General features: G+C 71.4%; 14 protein-coding genes and 1 tRNA gene. 5 read left to right on the top strand and 10 right to left on the bottom strand.

Annotated features, from left to right (window positions below; all coding sequences use genetic code 11):
* The 3 genes from eboE to ABTX18_RS03395 are packed head-to-tail and all read left to right on the top strand — an operon-like array spanning position 1 to position 3,771.
* Positions 1–1,176 carry a metabolite traffic protein EboE gene (eboE, locus tag ABTX18_RS03405; protein WP_352121033.1) on the top strand — a complete coding sequence of 392 codons (1,176 nt, stop codon included), beginning with the start codon at positions 1–3 and terminating at the stop codon, positions 1,174–1,176.
* Complete coding sequence (locus ABTX18_RS03400; RefSeq protein ID WP_352121032.1) at positions 1,173–2,570, top strand: alkaline phosphatase family protein; 1,398 nt, start codon at positions 1,173–1,175, stop codon at positions 2,568–2,570. Before eboE ends, ABTX18_RS03400 begins: the two co-directional genes overlap by 4 nt.
* A gap of 49 nt (positions 2,571–2,619) precedes the next feature.
* The gene (locus ABTX18_RS03395; protein WP_352121031.1) at positions 2,620–3,771 is read left to right on the top strand and encodes a sugar phosphate isomerase/epimerase family protein; all 1,152 of its coding nucleotides are present in this window, start codon (positions 2,620–2,622) and stop codon (positions 3,769–3,771) included.
* Positions 3,772–3,821: 50 nt separating this feature from the next.
* On the opposite strand, the gene ABTX18_RS03390 is transcribed toward ABTX18_RS03395, so the two are convergent.
* Complete coding sequence (locus tag ABTX18_RS03390) at positions 3,822–5,126, bottom strand: DUF2254 domain-containing protein (protein WP_352121030.1); 1,305 nt, start codon at positions 5,124–5,126, stop codon at positions 3,822–3,824.
* 236 nt (positions 5,127–5,362) lie between these two features.
* Here ABTX18_RS03390 and ABTX18_RS03385 point away from each other — a divergent pair.
* A tRNA-Leu gene (locus ABTX18_RS03385) sits at positions 5,363–5,450 on the top strand.
* 206 nt (positions 5,451–5,656) lie between these two features.
* Here the strand turns inward: ABTX18_RS03385 and ABTX18_RS03380 are convergent.
* The 8 genes from ABTX18_RS03380 to ABTX18_RS03345 form a co-directional block, all read right to left on the bottom strand.
* Entirely contained in the window at positions 5,657–7,078 is a 1,422-nt protein-coding gene (locus tag ABTX18_RS03380; protein ID WP_352121029.1) for a PIN domain-containing protein, read from the bottom strand.
* Between the two features lie 60 nt (positions 7,079–7,138).
* Entirely contained in the window at positions 7,139–8,695 is a 1,557-nt protein-coding gene (locus ABTX18_RS03375) for a hypothetical protein (RefSeq protein ID WP_352121028.1), read from the bottom strand.
* 202 nt (positions 8,696–8,897) lie between these two features.
* Positions 8,898–10,496 carry an FAD-dependent monooxygenase gene (locus ABTX18_RS03370; RefSeq protein WP_352121027.1) on the bottom strand — a complete coding sequence of 533 codons (1,599 nt, stop codon included), beginning with the start codon at positions 10,494–10,496 and terminating at the stop codon, positions 8,898–8,900.
* Between the two features lie 118 nt (positions 10,497–10,614).
* Positions 10,615–11,598, bottom strand: a complete 984-nt coding sequence (sph, locus tag ABTX18_RS03365; protein ID WP_352121026.1) for a sphingomyelin phosphodiesterase — start codon at positions 11,596–11,598, stop codon at positions 10,615–10,617.
* Positions 11,599–11,742: 144 nt separating this feature from the next.
* Positions 11,743–12,390, bottom strand: coding sequence for a class F sortase (locus ABTX18_RS03360; protein ID WP_352121025.1), 648 nt, complete (start codon positions 12,388–12,390; stop codon positions 11,743–11,745).
* A 105-nt stretch (positions 12,391–12,495) separates the two neighbouring features.
* A complete protein-coding gene (locus tag ABTX18_RS03355) occupies positions 12,496–12,909 on the bottom strand; it encodes a sortase-dependent protein (RefSeq protein WP_352121024.1) in 414 nt (137 codons plus the stop codon).
* Positions 12,910–13,034: 125 nt separating this feature from the next.
* The gene (locus ABTX18_RS03350; RefSeq protein ID WP_503061083.1) at positions 13,035–15,104 is read right to left on the bottom strand and encodes a sensor histidine kinase; all 2,070 of its coding nucleotides are present in this window, start codon (positions 15,102–15,104) and stop codon (positions 13,035–13,037) included.
* Positions 15,091–15,828, bottom strand: coding sequence for a response regulator transcription factor (locus ABTX18_RS03345; protein WP_352121023.1), 738 nt, complete (start codon positions 15,826–15,828; stop codon positions 15,091–15,093). The genes ABTX18_RS03350 and ABTX18_RS03345 overlap by 14 nt, the downstream gene beginning before the upstream one ends.
* Positions 15,829–15,970: 142 nt before the next feature.
* Here ABTX18_RS03345 and ABTX18_RS03340 point away from each other — a divergent pair, with 142 nt between their 5' ends.
* Complete coding sequence (locus ABTX18_RS03340; protein ID WP_352121022.1) at positions 15,971–16,813, top strand: maleylpyruvate isomerase family mycothiol-dependent enzyme; 843 nt, start codon at positions 15,971–15,973, stop codon at positions 16,811–16,813.
* 130 nt (positions 16,814–16,943) lie between these two features.
* Here the strand turns inward: ABTX18_RS03340 and ABTX18_RS03335 are convergent, their stop codons facing one another.
* A complete protein-coding gene (locus tag ABTX18_RS03335) occupies positions 16,944–18,722 on the bottom strand; it encodes an AAA family ATPase (RefSeq protein WP_352121021.1) in 1,779 nt (592 codons plus the stop codon).
* Between the last annotated feature and the right edge of the window lie 171 nt (positions 18,723–18,893).

Below are 18,893 nucleotides of genomic sequence, written 5' to 3'. Positions count from 1 at the left end.
ATGCGCTTCCGCCACCCCGACAACACAGTCGTCCACCTCGCGTACTGCACCAACGTCCACCCCGCCGAAACACTCGAAGGCGTCCGCGCCCAACTGCGCGACCACTGCGAACCCGTACGCAAACGGCTCGGCCGCGACCGCCTCGGCATCGGCCTCTGGCTCGCCCGGGACGCCGCCCGCACCCTGACCGACGACCCCGCGCAACTGCGCTCCCTGCGCGCCGAACTGGACAGCCGCGGCCTCGAAGTCGTCACCCTCAACGGCTTCCCCTACGAGGGATTCGGCGCCGAGGAGGTCAAGTACCGGGTCTACAAGCCCGACTGGACGGACCCCGAACGGCTCGCCCACACCACCGACCTCGCCCGGCTGCTCGCCACGCTCCTGCCCGACGACGTCACCGAGGGCACCATCTCCACCCTCCCCCTCGCCTGGCGTACCCCGTACACGGGCGACCCCGAAGCGGCCCGCGCCGCGCTCGCCGCCCTCACCACCCTCGGCGAACGCCTCGACGTAACTGCCGAACTCACCGGCAAATCCATCCGGATCGGCCTCGAACCCGAACCCGGATGCACCGTCGAGACCACCGCCGACGCCATCGCCCCGCTCACCGCCGTCGGACACCCGCGTATCGGCGTCTGCCTCGACACCTGCCACCTCGCCACGTCCTTCGAGGACCCGGACACCGCCCTCGACGCACTCACCGCGGCCGGCATCCCCACCGTCAAGGCCCAGCTCTCCGCCGCCCTGCACGCCGAACAACCGCACCTGCCCGAGGTGCGCACCGCCCTCGCCGCCTTCGCCGAACCCCGCTTCCTCCACCAGACCCGCACCGCCACCGCCTCCGGACGACGTGGCACCGACGACCTCGACGAGGCCGTCACCGGCGACGCCCTTCCGGACAGCGCTCCCTGGCGCGCCCACTTCCACGTCCCCCTGCACGCACCGCCCGCACCCCCGCTCACCTCCACCCTCCCCGTACTCCGCGCCACACTCCGCCGGCTCGTCGGCGGTCCGCGGCCGCTCACCCGGCACCTGGAGGTCGAGACGTACACCTGGCAGGCGCTCCCCGCCGCGCTGCGCCCCCGCACCCGCGCCCAGCTCGCCGACGGCATCGCCGCCGAACTCACCCTCGCCCGCGACCTCCTGACCGACCTCGGCCTCAAGGAACTGCCATGACCACCGCCAAGGCCGCCGGCGCGCCCGCCCCCCTCCTCGTCCTCGACGTCGTCGGGCTCACCCCGCGCCTCCTCGACCACATGCCCCATCTCAAGGCGCTGGGACAGTCCGGCACCCATGCCTCCCTCGGCACCGTGCTCCCCGCCGTCACCTGCGCCGCCCAGTCCACCTTCCTCACCGGCACCACCCCCGCCGAGCACGGCATCGTCGCCAACGGCTGGTACTTCCGCGAACTGGGCGACGTCCTCCTGTGGCGCCAGCACAACGGACTCGTCGCCGGCGACAAGCTCTGGGACGCCGCCCGCCGGGCCCACCCCGGCTACACCGTCGCCAACATCTGCTGGTGGTACGCCATGGGCGCCGACACCGACTTCACCGTCACCCCGCGCCCCGTCTACTACGCCGACGGCCGCAAGGAGCCGGACTGCTACACCCGGCCGCCGGCCCTCCACGACGAACTCACCCAGAAGCTCGGCACCTTCCCCCTCTTCCACTTCTGGGGACCCGGCGCCGACCTCGTCTCCTCCCAGTGGATCATCGACGCGACCCGTCACATCCTCGACACCCGCCACCCCGACCTCGCGCTGTGCTACCTCCCGCACCTCGACTATGACCTCCAGCGCTACGGCCCCGACGACCCGCGCGCCTTCAAAGCCGCCGCCGACCTCGACCGGGCCGTCGCCCCGCTCCTGGACGACGCCCGCCGCGAGGGACGCACCGTCGTCGCCCTGTCCGAGTACGGCATCACCCGGGTCGACCGGCCCGTCGACATCAACCGGGCGCTGCGCCGCGCCGGACTCCTGGAGGTCCACACCCAGGACGGCATGGAGTACCTGGACCCGATGACGTCGAGGGCCTTCGCCGTCGCCGACCACCAGATCGCGCACATCTACGTACGCCGTCCCGAAGACCTCGAAGCGGCCCGCGAGGCCCTGGCCGGCCTCCCCGGCATCGAGCAACTCCTCGACGACGAGGGCAAGAAGGCCCACGGCCTGGACCACCCCCGCTCAGGCGAACTGGTCGCCGTCGCCGACCCGGACGCCTGGTTCACGTACTACTACTGGCTCGACGACGACCGCGCGCCCGACTTCGCGCAGCTCGTCGAGATCCACCGCAAACCCGGCTACGACCCCGTCGAGCTCTTCATGGACCCCGAGGACCCGTACGTACGGGTCAAGGCCGTCACGGCCGTCGCCCGCAAGAAGCTCGGCATGCGCTACCGCATGGCGGTCGTACCGCTCGATCCCTCACCCATACGGGGCAGCCACGGCCGCCTCCCCCCGAGCGACGAAGAAGGTCCGCTCATCCTCTGCTCCACCCCCCACGCGTTCACCGGACCCGTCCGGGCCACCGAAGTGAAGTCCCTGCTCCTCACACTGGCCGGCCTTGCATGAGACCCGTCCCCGCACCACGTGGCGAGCATCCTCGAGAAGGAGACACACCGTGACCGTGTACAACGACGCACCCGGAACGGACAGCGGCCTGCGCCGCAGCCTCGGCATCAACCGCCGGAGCTTCCTCAGCACCTGCACCGCCGCCGCGGCCACGGCGATCGCCGCGCCCGCCTTCGGCGCGTCACCGGCCTTCGCCCAGCCCGCCGCCCGCCCGGGCCACGGCCACGGCCAGGCGCTCGTCCCGGCGGACAAGCGGGGCATCATCCTGTACACCGTGCGCGACGCCACGGGCCGGGACCCGCTGAGCACCGACCTCCCCTCGGGGTTCCGCGAGGTCTTCAAGCAACTGGCCCGCTTCGGCTACAAGCAGGTCGAGTTCGCCGGATACGGCCAGCACGCCAACGCACCCGGCGGCAGCAACCTCCAGACGGTGGAAGGCGCCAAGCTGCTGCGCTCCTGGCTGGACGACTACGGTCTGCGCGCCCAGGGCAACCACGGCTTCATCCCGTCGTCCTGGCCGCTGAACCAGAGCGACCTCGACGAGTTCAAGCGGCACCTCGAAATCGCGAACATCCTCGGCATGGACCACATGGGCACCGGTGGCGACCCCACCGGCAGCGCCTACCGGGCCGACTGGGACGTGGCCGCCGACAAGTGGAACGCACTCGGGCAGATCGCCCGTCGCGCCGGCATCAAGCTGTACACGCACAACCACGACGCGGCATACGGCTTCCTGCTCGACGGCGGACCGCTGGACGACCAGGGACGGCCCACCCGCAGCTCCGGCATCCGCAAGCTCGAGTACTTCCTGGAGGTCACCGACCCGAAGGCCGTATGGCTGGAGATGGACATCTTCTGGGCGCACGTCGCCCAGTACAAGTTCCACACCTACACCGCCCTCGACGGCTCGCAGCGTGAGAACGTCTTCGACCCGGCGGCCCTGGTCCGCGGCAACAACAAGCGCTACCCGCTGTTCCACGCCAAGGACGGCGTCGCCAACGCCACCAGCGGCCAGGGCTACGACATGGTCCCCTTCGGCACCGGGGTCATCGACTACCGGACGTTCTTCAGCCGCGTCGGACAGGCGCAGTACCGCAACCCGATGGTCGAGCAGGACAACGCACCGAGCTCGGCCGACCCCGCGCAGTCCCTGAACCACGCGCGGATCGGCTACGAGGGCATGGCGGCGCTGCGCAAGTAGGTCCTCGCGCCGGCCTTCCCCGCGCGGGTACGGGGAAGGCCGGCGCCGTCTCATCCGATCCCCTGCCGGTCCGGCAGCAGCGCGAACTCGCGCTCGGCGGCATCCGGCACCGCGCGCTCCACCGCCTGCACCAACAGGGCGCGGTGCCGCACCAGCGGCCCCTGCCGCTCCGGCCCGGCCAGCCGCACCAGGTCGTCGATCCCGGCCAGCAGGCGCCGGGTGACCTGGGGGCTGTCCGTCGCGCACCGCCGGATCTCCTCGAATCCGAGGTCCACGAGATCCGCCCACTCCGGCACGTCCTGGACGAGGCGCACCACCCCCTTGCGGTCCCGGTGGTGGACGACGCCGAGGGGGAGCTTCGCCACGGCCGCGAGGAACTGCACGATCCGGTCCAGGCACTGGACGGCGGTGGTCGGGTCGTTGACCGCAGACGACAGAGCGCGCAGCGCGATGTCCGACAGCTGCCGCAGCCCGAACGCCAGGTCCTGGTGGAGCGTGCGCTCGACCCCCACGGACACCGTGTACCGCAGCGTGCGCGGGGGCGGTGCGACCCCGCCGTGCACGGCCAGCACCGGCGTACCCGGCACGACGAAGTCCCCGAGCCGGGGGATCAGCCGCAGCACCACCCCGTTCCGCCGGGCGGTCCGGACCAGCCGCGCCACATTCACGTCCCGCAGCACCCCGGCCCGCCCCTCGTACGGGACCTGCCCGGTCTCGGCGGGAAGCACGCCCTCCCGCGGCCCGCTGGCAGGCATCCGCCGCAGGACATGGAACGAGTCCCGGGTGATCCGGTCGACGACGGGGCCGACCTGCATCAGCCGCAGCGTGGAGCTCACGTACGCGATGAAGAGCAGCAGGCTGAGCCCCACGAGAACGGCGGTCAGCACGCTCTGCAGAAAGGGAACGGTCACCACTTTGCGCGGATCGACCGTGCTCTCGTACGAGGTCAGGACCAGCAGCGAGAACACGAACGTCGCCAGGAACACCGACAGGGTGAGCTTGCTGATCCGGCTCCGTACGAAGATCCGCACCACCCGGGGCGTGAGCTGCCCGCTCGCCATCTGCACGGCCACCAGCGAGATGCTGAACACCACACCGATGAAGGTCATCATCGCCGTGCTCACCGTGACGACGATCGTCTTCGTGTCCTCGGCGATCGAGACGAGGTCCCTGATCTCGTCGTACGCGTGCTGGTCCTGGAGATAGGCCACGATCTGCTCGTCGAGTGCCGAGGCGAGGAGCCAGAGCACGACGGCACAGACCAGCGTCAGGGTCGGGGCGAACCAGAAGGTCTCGCGCAGATGCTCACGCAGGGGCGTCAGCACGCGGGGTGGCCGGTAACCGCGATCACTCATGCCCGCGAACGTAACCCGGCCCGCCCGCGCACCGGCGGACCCCGTCACCGACCCTCCGGCCGCACGGTGTGTGCGCGCCCGTCCACGCAGGGTGGGCGAGCGGCGACGAGGGCCCTGTCCGCGCCCCGCTCACCGCACTGACCAGGGCGAAGACCGCCGGATATGCAGGTGAGGGGCACCCCAAACCCCTGGTATTGTTTTCTTTGTCGCCGCGGGAAACCGGGGCCGACCACCTGGTCCGGGTGGCGGAATGGCAGACGCGCTAGCTTGAGGTGCTAGTGCCCTTTATCGGGCGTGGGGGTTCAAGTCCCCCCTCGGACACCAGCGAGAACGTTCGCAAGATCATCCCGAGCGTCGACGAATGACCGGTGAGTCCTATGACTCACCGGTCATTCGTCGTTCCTGGGGCTCCAAGCCGTGTGATCGGCGCGGTGCCAGGGGCCTGCACCTGCAGGGCCCGCTCCGCGCAGGATCCGGACATCGCTGGCAGACCTGTAGACGCGATCCCAAGCGATCGTCGGCCTGTGGAGCTACTGCCCGTCGTCGTCCGCCAAGTCGTTGATCAATGGAACGAGGAGAGGGTGCACCATGAAGCCGGAGGCACGGCCCGGGCCATTCTCGTACTCCGCGGTGAGTACCGGCACCGCGGAGCCCGGGATGGCTCCCTGTTCCACCAGATTTCTGCTGATCCGCCTGATGGGTTTGGTGAAGCCCCTCAGGCTGCGGTCGTCGTCGTACTCACAGATCTCGTACACCGAGAGCGCCTCGATGCGGCCGTCCATCTCGGCCGCATAGCGGATGACGTCGACGCGATTGCCGTAACCCTCGTACGAGAGGCCATTGAAGAGCGCCTCGATCGCACCGGCGGTCCAACCGCCGAGGGAGGGCTCGGCCTCAATGCGTTCCACTCGCTCGATGTCTTCGACGGAGCCGGCCTGCACACTGACTTGCAGGATGGGGGCGGCTACCTCGAGGAACTGCTTCGGCGACAGCAGGAACAGGCGGCCCCCGCCTCGCCTTCGCAGTTCCGCGGTGAGCTCCGGGCGAGGACCTCGGTTGTGACCATGCTCCTTCCGCCACCAGTCTTCCTTGGCATCTGCGGTCACGAAAAGGACGTCACTCCCGCGTTCGGCTGCCGCGCGAAGGAGTTGTTCCCACAGGAAGAAGTCACCGACCGCTCCGTCGCCGTCCTTCTTGGCATCCATGTAGCCGGGCGGTATGCGCTTCGTGATGCGCTCCCTGCCCACTTCGGTGAGTTCGGTGCGCTCCTCGGGGCCGAAGGGTGGTCCGACCCGGCCGGCCAGCGCATGTTCCAGTCCGGCGATCACCGGATCGGCGCTCGTGTCGTGGGTGATGCTCTGCCATTCGCCGTCACCGACCTCCGTGATCTGCTTCTGCACCATGTCGAAGACAGTCGTCAGCCGATCGCGGAGATCTGCCAAGTCCTCGTCGCTCAGGGCCACTCGGTTGGCCCAGGTGCGAAGGGTCTGCACCGCCGTCCCGGAGTGGTCGCTCATTTCCTGGGCGGCGGTCCTGCTTGTCGATCGCGCATCACTGATGACGCCTTCCCTGTTCCGCCAGAACTCGTCGACGACCTGGTGCGGCACCCAGAGGCGGTCTCCGAGAGCGCCGAGTGCACCGAGAAGATCGGTTCGAGCCTGCTCCGTATACCGATAGAGGTTCAGCAACACGTTCGCATCCGGGGCGACCAAGCCGTCCGTCAGTACCGCGGTGAAGTCCGCCGTCGTCGCGGTCCGGTAGGCCCCGAAGTCGTCGAAGAGACCTCGACCGCTCCCGTCGGCTGTCGTGTCACCCATCACAACCACCCCGTCTTCGCCGCGCGCCGGGCCCGTCCCCTGCGCCGACGCATCTGGCGGTGACCCTACCGATTTCAACGGCGGGACGTCGGCGAACAACTGATAGTGACCGGCTCGGACGGTCTTGCGGGCCAAGACCTCCCCTGCGCCGGCAGGAGGCCGCTCAACCCTCTGCCGACACGCGCCGCCTCCCGGTCAGGCCGAGGACAGCTGCTCCGCGATCTCCTTGATCCAGGCGGCGCTCTTCGCCGGATCGTCGAGGGAGTCCGCCCACTCCTCCGCGGTCAGCCGCTGCTGGGCGGGGCCCGCCTTCAGCGCGACGAGAAGGGCTCGGGCCGAGTCCCGCATTTTGGGATCGGTGTCGACGCTGCCCTCGACGTTCGCGCCCGCCGCCAAGCCGTAGATCTTGCGCGCCATGGCCTGGCGTTCGCCGTTCTCCACCTTCTTCCAGAACTTCAGGGCCTCCTTCAGCGCCTCCTCGCGGGAGGCGGGCTCCTTCTGGGACTCACCGTCCCCCCAGCGTCCGGGGTGGCGGGCTCCCTCGTAGCGCTTCATGCCCGCGCGGCCGGCCCGGTAGGCGGTGACGCCGAGGATGAGGCCGGCCGCACCCGCGGCGAGGCCCCAGCCGACCGGGTTGCTCGCCAGCCCCGCACCGCCCGCGGTGGCGGCCACCGCCGTCACGATGCCGCCCGCGGCCTTGGTGGACTCGCCCACGGCGGTGAAGGCCTGCTTGCCCATCTTGTTGCGCTGCTTGCCGAGCGCGTACGTGTGCACGGTGTTCAGTGTGTTCCCGTCTTCGGCGCGACGCAGGTCCTCGGCCGCGTTACGGGCCCTGCCCATCGCTTTCCAGGCCGTGTCGATGCCCTCGGAGAGGCGCGCCAGCCGGTCCTCGCCCTCGTGGTCCCACCCTGCGTCCAGCGAGGCGTACGCCACGTCCACGGCCGCTTCGGTCTCCTGCCGCGCCTGGTTCAGCCGGGACAGCGCGTCCTCGTTGGTGCGCTCGGGCGTTTCGAGTGCCTTCAGGGCACGGTATTTCCGGGCAGTCAGCCCGACGCGGCCCGCCGCGCGGACCCCCTTCGCCGCACCGACGACACTGGAACCGATGCCGCTCGCCTCGGACATCGACGCGGCGTGGGCCGCCTTCTGGGCCTTTGTCAGCTCCTTGGCGATACCGAGCGCGTAGTTTCCCGCGCCGACGGCTCCGACGACCGCGTCGGCGGTTTTCGTATTGGCCTTCTTGTCCGCTCCATGGAAAGCGGCGCCCTTCTCGTGCTTGTTGGCGTCCTTCTTGGCCTTGGCGGCCTCCATGCCACTGAGCAGGGCACCGGCGGTCTCCGTGACGAGGTTCTCCGCGGCGGCGGAGGTCCCCGACGCCGCGGCGGAGTGTTTCAGGCCCTCGTTGGCTGTGGCGGATGCCTGCTGGGAGAAGCCCGCGTTGGCGGGCACGTGGACACCCTTGACGAAGGTGTCGATGAACTCGAGATTCTTCTTGAGCCGGTCGAGGACGGCGGCGATCCGGTCGCGGTAACTCTTGGCTGCGGGGGCCGCGGGGGCCGCAGGGGCCGCGTCGCCGCTCTCCGCCGCGTTGCTGTTCTCTGCGGCATTGCCGTGCTCCGGCCCGCTGCGGTTCTCCGGCGCGACGGCGTGCTCCGGTTCCTTCCCTTTCGCGGTGCCCCTGGCGCGCTGCACCGCCGCGGTCGCGGCCCGGTTGCCGGCGCTGGACTGCATCGCGAGGAGGGCGTGCTGCTCCACCGGGTTCCTGGACGGACTCCCCGCCCGGTCCCGGCCCCGTGAAGCCGGCGTCAGGGCAGCCGCGGACGGCCGGGGCGAGGAGCGGGGGGCCATGCTCATGGACGTACGTACCTCTCCTGTGCCGGACCGGGCGAGTGGAGAGTAGCCAGGCACGGCTAACAGAAGGGGTACGGCGGGCAGATCCCGCACGTACGCCGGCCGATCACCGCACGGGACCGGACAGGGCCGCGGAGTAGCCCGACACGGCCTCCGACGTGCCGGCCAGTGGGAATCGTGCGCCGAGATGGCCGTCCGGGCGCACGATGAAGCCGGTCGGGCCGTCGGGGCGGTAGAGCCGCGCGAACTCACCCGCGGCATCGCGGTACGCAGGAGTGTCCGGCGGCGCGTCCCGGCCGACGACAGTGATCGTGTGCAGGCCGCCCGCGTCGACCACGCCGGCGTCGGCGCTCTTCTCCCCGTACAGCAGCAACACATGCCCCGTGAGTCCCCGCAGGACGTCGAGCAGCCGCAGCGGATAGGTGGCCACCGGTGTGGTCAGGCCCGCGCAGTCCGGGGCGCGGTCGCCGGGCTGGGGCGCGTCGTGCGGCCCGTACGGGGCCGTGGCGAGCGGCCCGTCCCGGTATCCGACCAGCAACTGGGCCTCGCGGAGCATCAGCGTCTCCATGTCGTCGGCGTCGTTCTCGATACCCCGCGTGGCGTGCCGCACGGTCCGGCCGACGACCTCCTCACCGACCGGGCGGCGCTCGGCGTCATAGCTGCTGAGGAGCGCCGATCCGGCCTCCCCGTGCACGACCAGGGCGATCTTCCAGGCCAGATTGCAGGCGTCCTGGATACCGGTGTTCATGCCCTGAGCCCCGGTGGGCGGATGGATGTGGGCGGCATCGCCCGCGACGAAGACCCGGCCCTCGCCGTACCGGTCGACGATGCGGTGGCTGATGCGGAAGACGGAGGCCCAGCGCATGCCGGACAGCGTCGCTGACCTGGGGGCGAGGCGATCGACAACGGCCTGGATGTCGGCGAGTTCCGGAACGCGTCCCCCTTCCAGCCCGTGCGCCACCTCGGCTCCGCCGTCCGTCTTGGCGGAGAGTCCGGGTGGCACCAGCATCGACATCCGGTACCGCCCCGCCCCGGGAAGCGGGATGCAGACCAGTAGGTCGTCGGTGGAGCCGCCGTCGCCGATGTGGCTCGCGCGCACGCCGTAACCGTGGGGCAGGTCCCAGTCGGCCACGACATCGGCCAGCATGTACTCCTCGGCGAATGCCCCGCCCTCGAACGAGAGCCCCAGCCCCTTGCGTACGGTGCTGTGCGCCCCGTCGCAGCCGATCAGGAACCGGCAGCGGACCTCCTCGTCGTCACCGGCATCGCTGCTGAGCAGGGCCGTGACCCCGTCCGCATCCTGGGTGAACGACAGCAGCCGGGTCCCGCGCTCGACACGGGTGTCCAAGCCCGCCACGTACTCCTCGAGGATGCGCTCGGTCTCGTACTGCGGCAGCGCGGCGAAGCCGTACGGCACCTCCCGCGGCAGCGCGAGCTCGATCTGTGCCACCTCGCTCCCGTTGACATGGATCAGCTGGCCCCGCATCGGAACGGCGGCCTCCAGCACGGTCCGCACCAGACCCATCCGGTCCCAGATCTCCATGGTGCGCGGCTGGATGCCGACGGCCTTGGCATACGGAAGCCGGGCCGGCAGCCGGTCGACGATGCGGCACGACACCCCGCGACGGCGAAGCTCTGCTGCCGCGCTCAGCCCGACCGGGCCGGCACCTGCGATCAGTACGTCGGTGGAGTGGGCGTGCGTCACGGATGCCTCCCGGTGCCAGGCCCCCGACGGATTGCTCACCCCATGGTCGCCCGGCGTGCAGCGGGCGGCGAGCCGGGGGAGCGCGGGGCCCGGGTGCAGGGCCGGATCCGCTGTCCGGCTACCGCGCGGCCGCGACGACCGGGTAGTGGTCCGAGAGGTTCGTGTAGGTGTAGTCCGTACCCCAGCTGGAGACGGTCCAGGGTGCGCTTCCCTCCTTGACGACCTCGTTCGTCCAGCCCGCCGGCTTCGCGTGGCCAGTACGGTGCAGCACGTGGTCGAGGTCCTCGCGCGGGTCGTCGGGGTAGCGGTCGGCGGCGATCGAGTTGTCCTGCGTGTCGAAGGAGTACGGGTGACCGGTGCGGGTGTCCGCCCCGGTCAGCCCGGCGTTCGCGAGCAGGGAGGCATACTCGGGGGAGCGGGAGTCGACGTTGAGGTCACCGGCGACGATGACCTGCTCGGACGCCGGGATGTTCTTGGCGTCGAGGAACGCGTCGATCTGCCGGAACTGCCGGCCCCGGATCTCCGCGGCCTCACCCGCGCCGCATCCCGGATCCGTCGACTGGGTGTGGGTGCCGACGATGTGCACGCGCGCGCCGTTCACGTTCAGTTCGACATAGGCGAAGCCCTTGTTGGACCACCAGTCGCTGCCGCAGGCATCCTTGTAGATGTGCTGCTCCTGCCGGACGATCGGCCACTTGCTGAGGACGGTGACGCCGCCGTCCTCCGGCGTCGCGGCGGAGTAGGACCCGCTGGTTGCGTCCCAGCCGCTCCTGCTCCGGCCGACCACCGGGGTGTGGTACGGGTACGGAACCGAGGCGCCCGCCGTCAGCGCGTCCGACGAGGCGTTGTCGAAAGCCTCCTGGAGCACGACGACGTCGTTGCCGCGGAAGAACGCGGTCTTCGGTATCTCCGCCGCCCGGTGGGCCTGACCCCAGTTCGGGTAGAGGTTCGTGCTCATCAGGAACGTGTTGTACGTGAGCACCCGCAGGGACGGTGTGCCGGCGGCGGCCGAGGCGTGCGGGGCGCCGACGGTCAGGGTGACGGCGGCGAGCGCGGTGGACAGGGTCACGCCGGAGACGCGGCGAAGCGCGGAGTGGGGCACCTGGACTCCTGTTTCTGCTGTCGCAGTTGAGGGGTGGTGTGGTTCTGGCCCCATAAAAGCACGAGGAGTTACCCGCGGGTAGACGGCGGGTTCCGGGACCACCTCCCGCCGCCGTCCATCAGGTGCCGGACGTCCCGAGGCCCGTCACTTCCGCAACGCGTACACGATGAGGTTGTCGACCGGATGTCCCTGGGCGTCGAACGCGCCGTCACAGGTGATCAGTCGCAGGGCCCGGTCCTTGGTGGGGCCGTAGACGCGGGCGGTCGGGAACGCGTTCTTGCTCGCCGTCTCGCGGCCGGTGACCTCGAAGCGGACCGTGGTGCCCTTCTCGTCCCGGACGGTGATCTCCGCGCCCTTGGTGATCTTCTTGAGGTCGTGGAAGACGGCGCGGCCGAGACGGGTGTCGTTGTGGCCGATCAGTACGGCGGGCCCCTGCTCGCCGGGAACCGGGCCGCCGGTGTACCAGCCGACCGTCATGCCCTTCTCCGCGGGCGGCACTTCGACCGTGCCGTCGGTGTTGAGCCCGAGGCGCATGATGTCGCTGTCCACCCCTAGGGACGGGATGGAGACGTGCACCGGCGGCTGGGCGGGGTCCTTCGCCGGGCGGGTGTCCGTGGCCTCGGTGCCGGCGGTGCCGGCCGCGGCGGTGGGGGTCTGCGCCACGGCGGCCGGGGACTTCGACGGCGATGCGCCGGAGCAGCCCGTCAGCGCGGGGAACGCGGTCAGCGCGAGGCAGGCGTACACCGGCAGCGCGGTGCGGACGCGCCAGAGGGACGTGGTCGTACGGGACATGGGTACGGGCTCCTGAGAAACGATCGGGCGTTGGCGACGGCAGTGGCGCCGCCCCGGTGAAGGACGGCGCCACTGCGGGCAGTTCGGCTACCGGTGGGGCATGGGTCAGCCGTTGCGGCGGCGGCGCAGAACGACGGTTCCGGCACCGGCGACCAGCAGGGCGGCCACGGCGGAACCCATGACGGTGGCGGTGTTGTCGCCCGACGAACCGCCCGGCTCCTCGCCCGCCGCGACCCCGCCGCGCGGGGCTTTTGACGGTACGGCGGACGGGTCGCCGGCCGCCTCGGTCGGGACGGGCGTGGGACTGTCACCCGCGGCCACACCGCCGCGCGGCACCTCGGACGGGATGGCCGTGGCGGGGGCCCGGCTGGGCTCGGTTCCCGGCGAGGCGGGGGCGGCCGAGGGCACGGCCGTGGGGGTGGGCGAGGAGTCGGCGAACGCCGCGGTGGCGGGCACGCAGACCGCGCCGACCGCGACAGCGGTGAGGACGGCGGTACGCAGGGACGTACGCAGGGACATGAACATGGCTCCGTTCCAAGTCGGCCTCGACGGCGCCGCGGTGCGGGGGCGCACCGCGGCGCGAGGCATGCCGACAGGCTGGCGCGAAGTTATGAAGAAGCTGTCAGAACGCTGTGGTCATCGCATCAGGGCTGCCCGGGACCGGCTGAGGGGGCCACGGCCGCGCCCGCGCCGTCGGCCGGCAGGCGCAGGGTGAAGACCGAGCCCTCGTCCGGCACGCTCACCGCCGTCGCCGATCCGCCGTGCGCCTCCGCCAGTTTCCGTACGATCGCCAGACCGAGCCCGCTGCCCCCGGTGCGACGGCTGCGGGACTTCTCACCGCGCCAGAAGCGGTCGAAGACGTGGACGAGGTCCTCGGCCGGGATGCCGGTGCCCGTGTCCGCGACGTCCACCAGGACCGCGTCCCCCGACTCGGAGCCGTACGCGTGGAGGGTGACCGTCCCGCCGGACGGGGTGTGGCGGACCGCGTTCGACACGAGGTTGCCGACGGCCTGGCGGAGCCGGACCGGATCGGCCGTCAGCCCGGGAGCGGGACGTTCCGCCGAGGACACCCGCACCGTCAGCCCCACCCCGGCCGTCTCCGCGCGGGCCAGGTGCGCGGCCGCGACCTGACCCAGCAGCTCCTCGATCCGTACCGGCTCGAGGCGCAGCCGCAGGGCGCCCGCGTCGGCCTGGGCCAGGTCCTGGAGGTCGTCGATGATGTGCTGCAACTGCACGGCCTCCTCGTGCAGGGAGGCGATGAAGGACGGGTCCGGGTCGGCCACTCCGTCCTGCGCGGCCTCCAGCCAGCCGCGGATGTTGCTGAGCGGGGTGCGCAGCTCATGGGCGACATCGCTGACCATGGCCTTGCGCTGGGCCTCCAGCCGGGCGCGGTGGGCGGACATGTCGTTGAACGTGGTGGCGAGCCGCCCGATCTCGTTGTCCGCGGTGACCAGCACGGGGGCGGTGTCCTCCCCGTCCCGCATCCGCTGGGCGGCACCCGTCAGGGCGCGCAGGGGGCGGACGAGCCGGGCGCCGACGAGCACCGACGCACCGACGGTGAGGGCGAGGACGAGAGCGGCCGCGCCGGCGATCCTGGCGGTGTTCGCCGGGGAGAGGTCGAAACCGGGGACAGTGGTGCCGCCGGTGTCGCTGATGAACAGCAGGGCGGGCGAGGCGACGTACGAGCTGAGCTGCTCACGGCGTGCCGTGCCCACGCAGGAGGCGATGGCCCGGTCGTCCTCGCCGGTGCCGAACGCAGGCGAGGGGCTGCTGCCGGGCACGGTGGTCGGCACGGCGCTGGGCGGGGCGCTCGGCGCGGGCTCCGGTGCGATTCCGGGGGCCACGCGGCGCGCTTCGCTGGGTGCTTCCGTGGGCATCGCCGTGGGCACGGGTTCCCGAGTCTGCCCCCAGGACAGGTCCAGCTTCAGATGGACGCCGGCGCGGTCCTGGCGCTTGAGACAGGCGTCGGCCAGCTGGTTGAGCGCCTTCAGGGCCTTCTTCTCCGTGGCCGTCGGCTTGTCGAGGGCGTCGGTGGTGCAGCCGGTGCCCGCGAGCCGCTCGGGGTCGTTGCCCACCACCTGGATCACCGGGCGCCCGCTCTCGGTGCGGACGACGTCCGAGGCGATGCCGGACTCGTCGAGGCAGGCCACGCCACGGTCCGCGATCTGCCGCAACGCCGTACGTTCCGCGGCGGGCAGCCGGAACGGCCCGACCGCACGCGGGTCGACCCGGTCCGCCGGAGTGCCGGACGGGCCCGCGTTCTCGGCGGCCAGCGCGGTGTCCACCGACAGCGGGTCCACGACCGCCGAGGCCTGGTCCGGCAGCGCGGCGGCCTTCTCCGCGGCGGCCGAGTCGGCGAGCGGCGTGCGCTGCTCGGTGGTCAGCGTGATCCGCCGGCCCGACTGCCGGGCCAGATCGCGCACGGTCTCGTCGACCCCGTCCCAGGTGGGATGAGCCGCCGCGTAGCCGAGCAGGCCGTGATAGATCCGGGCATCGGCGGTGAGGTTCTGCCCCTGCTCCTGCAGGATCGCTCCGGACGTCGTCTGGACGGCGAGCCAGGCCGTCGCGGCGACGGAACACGCCGCCACCAGCGCCGATACGGCCAACAGCCGCGCGAACAGGCTCTTGCGCAACGGCAGCCGCCTGCGCGACGACGCGGACCCGGGCGCGGCAGCGCCCGTACGCCCCTGAGGCCCCTTGCTACGACGACGCACGTGCCGCAGCCTTCGCAGGATCGGTCAGTTTGTAGCCGACACCGAAGACGGTGAGCAGCCGGGCGGGCCGGCGCGGTGCGGGCTCGATCTTCTTGCGCAGGTTCATGATGTGCACATCGACCGTGCGGTCGCCGATGTACCGGTCGAAACCGTGCAGTTCCGCGAGGAGTTGCTGCCGGGAGAAGACCCGGTCGGGCTCGGCCGCCAGCGCGGCGAGAATCCTGAACTCACCGGGAGTGCACTCCACCGCCTCGCCGTCGGCCGACACCACGTGCCGGGTGGGATCGACCACCAGTGTTCCGACCGTCAGCACGCCCGCTTCGGCCGGTCCGGCAGTCTCGGGGCCGCTCGCCGCCCGCCGGCTGCGACGCAGGAGCGTGCGGACCCGCGCCATCAGTTCACGCGGGCTGTACGGCTTGGTGACGTAGTCGTCCGCACCGAGGTCGAGCCCGAGCAGCAGATCGTCCTCCGTGGTGCGGGCCGTCAGCATCAGCACCGGCAACTCCCGGCACTCGGCGCGCAGCACGCGTACGACGTCCAGTCCGTCGGCCCGGGGCATCATCACATCGAGGACCAGCAGGTCGGGCTCCCGGTGCCGGACCGCGTCGAGCGCGGCGAGGCCGTCGCCGACCACGGTCACGGCGTGCCCTTCCCGTTCGAGGTAGCGGCGGAGGAGCTCCGCCTGTTTCTCGTCGTCCTCGGCGATGATCACGTTTGCGCACACGCGCTCGATCGTAGAGGGGTTCGAATGGTGAGTGTCGGCCTCTTGCCCGGGGGCGCCCGAACTGCTGTGGTGTACCCGCAGGTAACAGGCGCGGGCGACAGGCTCGGGCGACAGGAACGGCGTTCACAGGAGCGGCAGCGCGATGGGCTCAGCGGCAGATCAGGAACACGAGGCCCCGGGCACGCTGCCCGAGCGCCTGCCCGAAGGACTGGCCGATGCGATACGTACGACGGCCGAGGAGATCGCGGAGCTGCTGTGCACCGCCCCCGACACCGGAGCTCCCGTCCCCGGACTCACGTGGACGGTGGGGGAGGTGGCCGCCCACCTGGCGCAGGTCAACGCCCTGATGGCCGACCTCGCGGCCGGGCTCCCGCGCCCGTACGGCGACGGCACGCCCCAACGCATCGCGCCCGCCAACGAGGAGGCGCTCGCGGCTTTCCCCGAACGCGCGGCCAAGCCCCTGGCCGCGATGATCGTGACCCAGGCGGCCGCCTGCCTGGACGCGGTGGCCGCCGGACACCCTGCGGACGAGATACTGACGACGCCGATGGGTCCGATGAACCGCGCCGTCCTCGGCTCCTACCTCTTGACGCACATGCTGGGCCACGGCTACGACCTGGCCCGCGCACTGAAGCGCCCGCACATGGTCGACCCCCCGCGGGCCCGTCTGACCCTCCCGTTCCTGGTCCAGGCCATGCCCCGGGTGACCGACGCCACCGCCACGGCCGGGCTGAACGCCCGCTACGCGGTACGGCTGTGGGGCGGCGGCCGCCTCGGCGTGACGTTCACCGACGGGACTCCGGCCGTGGGCCACGAAGTGCCGGACCGCCCGGACTGCACGATCTCCCTGGAGCCGGTCACGTTCCTCCTGATGTCCCTCGGCCGCACCTCACCGGTGGGCGCCATGGCGCGGGGCCGCGTCGTCGCCTGGGGCCGCAAGCCGTGGATCGGGCCGCGGTTCCCGACGTACTTCAGGGCGCCCTGAGGGGGCGCGCGCACCTCGTGCGTGCGCCCGGGCTCCGGTCCACGGGGCGGCGGCCTGCGAAACGGCCGTTTCGACGGGTGCGGACCCGCCGAACGGCCCTTCCGACGGGTGCGGACCCGCGGCAGGCGGTCTACGAGCCGCTGTTCTCGTGCGACTCCATGAGCTCCTGGTGCGCGGCCACCACGTCCTCGGCGAGCACGGTCACCATCTGCTCACGGCTCGGGGTGCTCTCGGCATGCGTGGCGTACAGCCGTAGGTCACGTTGCGCGGAAGCCTTCTGGCACAGCTCCCGCGCGAACCGGGCGTTGCCCACCGTGTCGGCCATTCCGCCGTCCACGATCGCCGTGCAGAAGGTCCGCAGGACCTCGACCGCCCCGTCGTCGGGTTCGTCGCCCTGGGCGGCCAGAACGGCGCGGGCGATGAGGACCAGCTCCTGCGCGGAGTAGGAGGGGAAGTCGACGCGCGTGGTGAAGCGGGACACGAGCCCGGGGTTGGCGGCGAGCAGACCGGCCATCTCCTCGCGGTATCCGGCCAGTACGACGACGAGCCGGTCCCGGTCGTCCTCGGCCCGCTTCAGGAGCACCTGCAACGCCTCGTCACCGAACGCGTCGCCGCCGCTGTACCCGCTGTTGGACAGGGCGTACGCCTCGTCGATGAACAGCACCCCGTTCAGCGCCGAGTCGATGACCTTGCTGGTCTTGATGGCCGTGGAACCGAGGTGCTGCCCGACCAGGTCGACCCGCTGGGCCTCGATGACATGGCCCGAACTCAGCAGCCCGAGCCCGGCGAAGACCTTGCCGATGATGCGGGCGACCGTCGTCTTGCCCGTGCCCGGAGGCCCCGCGAAGACGAAGTGCCGGGGCCGCGCCCCGCCGGGAAGCCCCTGCTCCTCGCGCAGCGCGGCCATGCGCAACTGAGCGATGAGAGTGAGCACTTGGCGCTTCACGGGTTCGAGGCCGATCATGCCGTCGAGCGACTTCTGCGCCTCGGCGAGCAACCGGGCCCGGGCGTCGGCGTCGGGCTGTGCGCTGTCCGCGCCCCCGTGAGCCGGCTGGGCCCCGGCCTGAGCAGGGACGGTGGGCGAGGGCGCGGCGGGCTGCTCCGGCCTCGGCGGCACCAGGTCCTGAGCCGTGGGAGCCGGGGCTGCGGGAGCGGGGGCCGGCCGGACCTGGGCGCGGACATCGACATCGAAGAGCCCCGGCGCACACCGGAAGGCGTATTGGTACCGCCTGAGCGCCTCCTCCTGCCGCCCCAGCTCCTCCAGCGAACGCCCCATGAAGTACTTGGTCTCGGCGTCGAACCGGCTGCCCGCCTCCAGCTTCCGGGGAAGTGGAGCCAGAACGTTCAGCGCCTCGTGATAAACGCCCTGGGCGAACAGTGCCGCACCGACGTACAACTGCGCCTCGTCATACAGGAACGCGTCACCGATTCCGGTCGCGAACCTCAGCACGAGGGCCCAGTCCTCCTTGACGAACGCGTAGCGCGTACAGACGAACCTGGTCTCGTCGCAGTCGAGTTGGGCCGTCTTGAGCCCGGCCCACGCCTCGTCGACCCGCTTCTTGTCCAGCAGCGACGACATGGCTGCCAGCCACAGGTCGCGCGCGTTCTCCAGACGGAAGGTGACGTAGTGGCCGATCTGGAACGTCGACCGCAGCGGCAGCCCGAACTTCGTCCGCAGCGCACCGAAGGACCCCGAACTGCGGAGCATGGCGTCCAGCGCCTCCTCCTGCCGCTGACCGGTCGCGTGCAGCCCCAGCCACGCGTCGGCGGCAGAGGGGTCGAGGGTCGCGGCGAGCGCGAACTGCGCACCGGCGCCCGCGGTGTCCCCGCGCTGCATCAGTGCCATCGCCTGGCTCCACGCCTGTTCGGCCTTCCGGACCGAGCCCCGGCTCGCGGCTGGACCCTGCACGTGACTCTCCCCTCGACGGGCGCGCGGCCCGCGCCGGCGGCCGACGGGGCCCACCCTGGTGACTTGGAACGCTGGTCAGGATAACAACGCGCGCGCGTCCCGCTCCTGCACGTGTCTGTCGCGCGCGAGGGCGGACACACGGCGGCCCGTTCCGAGTGTGCCGGGGGCGTA

Origin of the sequence: Streptomyces sp. NPDC096323 (genome assembly GCF_040302845.1) — a bacterium.
Classification (GTDB): domain Bacteria; phylum Actinomycetota; class Actinomycetes; order Streptomycetales; family Streptomycetaceae; genus Streptomyces.
Note: the sequence above shows the minus strand (reverse complement) of the source record. Positions and strands in the feature narration are given on the sequence as shown.

Bases quoted from the DNA above. Each gene is read 5' to 3' on its own strand.
- eboE (WP_352121033.1), top strand. From the start codon at position 1: ATGCGCTTCCGCCACCCCGACAACACAGTCGTCCACCTCGCGTACTGC.
- ABTX18_RS03400 (WP_352121032.1), top strand. From the start codon at position 1,173: ATGACCACCGCCAAGGCCGCCGGCGCGCCCGCCCCCCTCCTCGTCCTC.
- ABTX18_RS03390 (WP_352121030.1), bottom strand. From the start codon at position 5,126: ATGAGTGATCGCGGTTACCGGCCACCCCGCGTGCTGACGCCCCTGCGT.
- ABTX18_RS03360 (WP_352121025.1), bottom strand. From the start codon at position 12,390: ATGTCCCGTACGACCACGTCCCTCTGGCGCGTCCGCACCGCGCTGCCG.
- ABTX18_RS03355 (WP_352121024.1), bottom strand. From the start codon at position 12,909: ATGTCCCTGCGTACGTCCCTGCGTACCGCCGTCCTCACCGCTGTCGCG.
- ABTX18_RS03340 (WP_352121022.1), top strand. From the start codon at position 15,971: ATGGGCTCAGCGGCAGATCAGGAACACGAGGCCCCGGGCACGCTGCCC.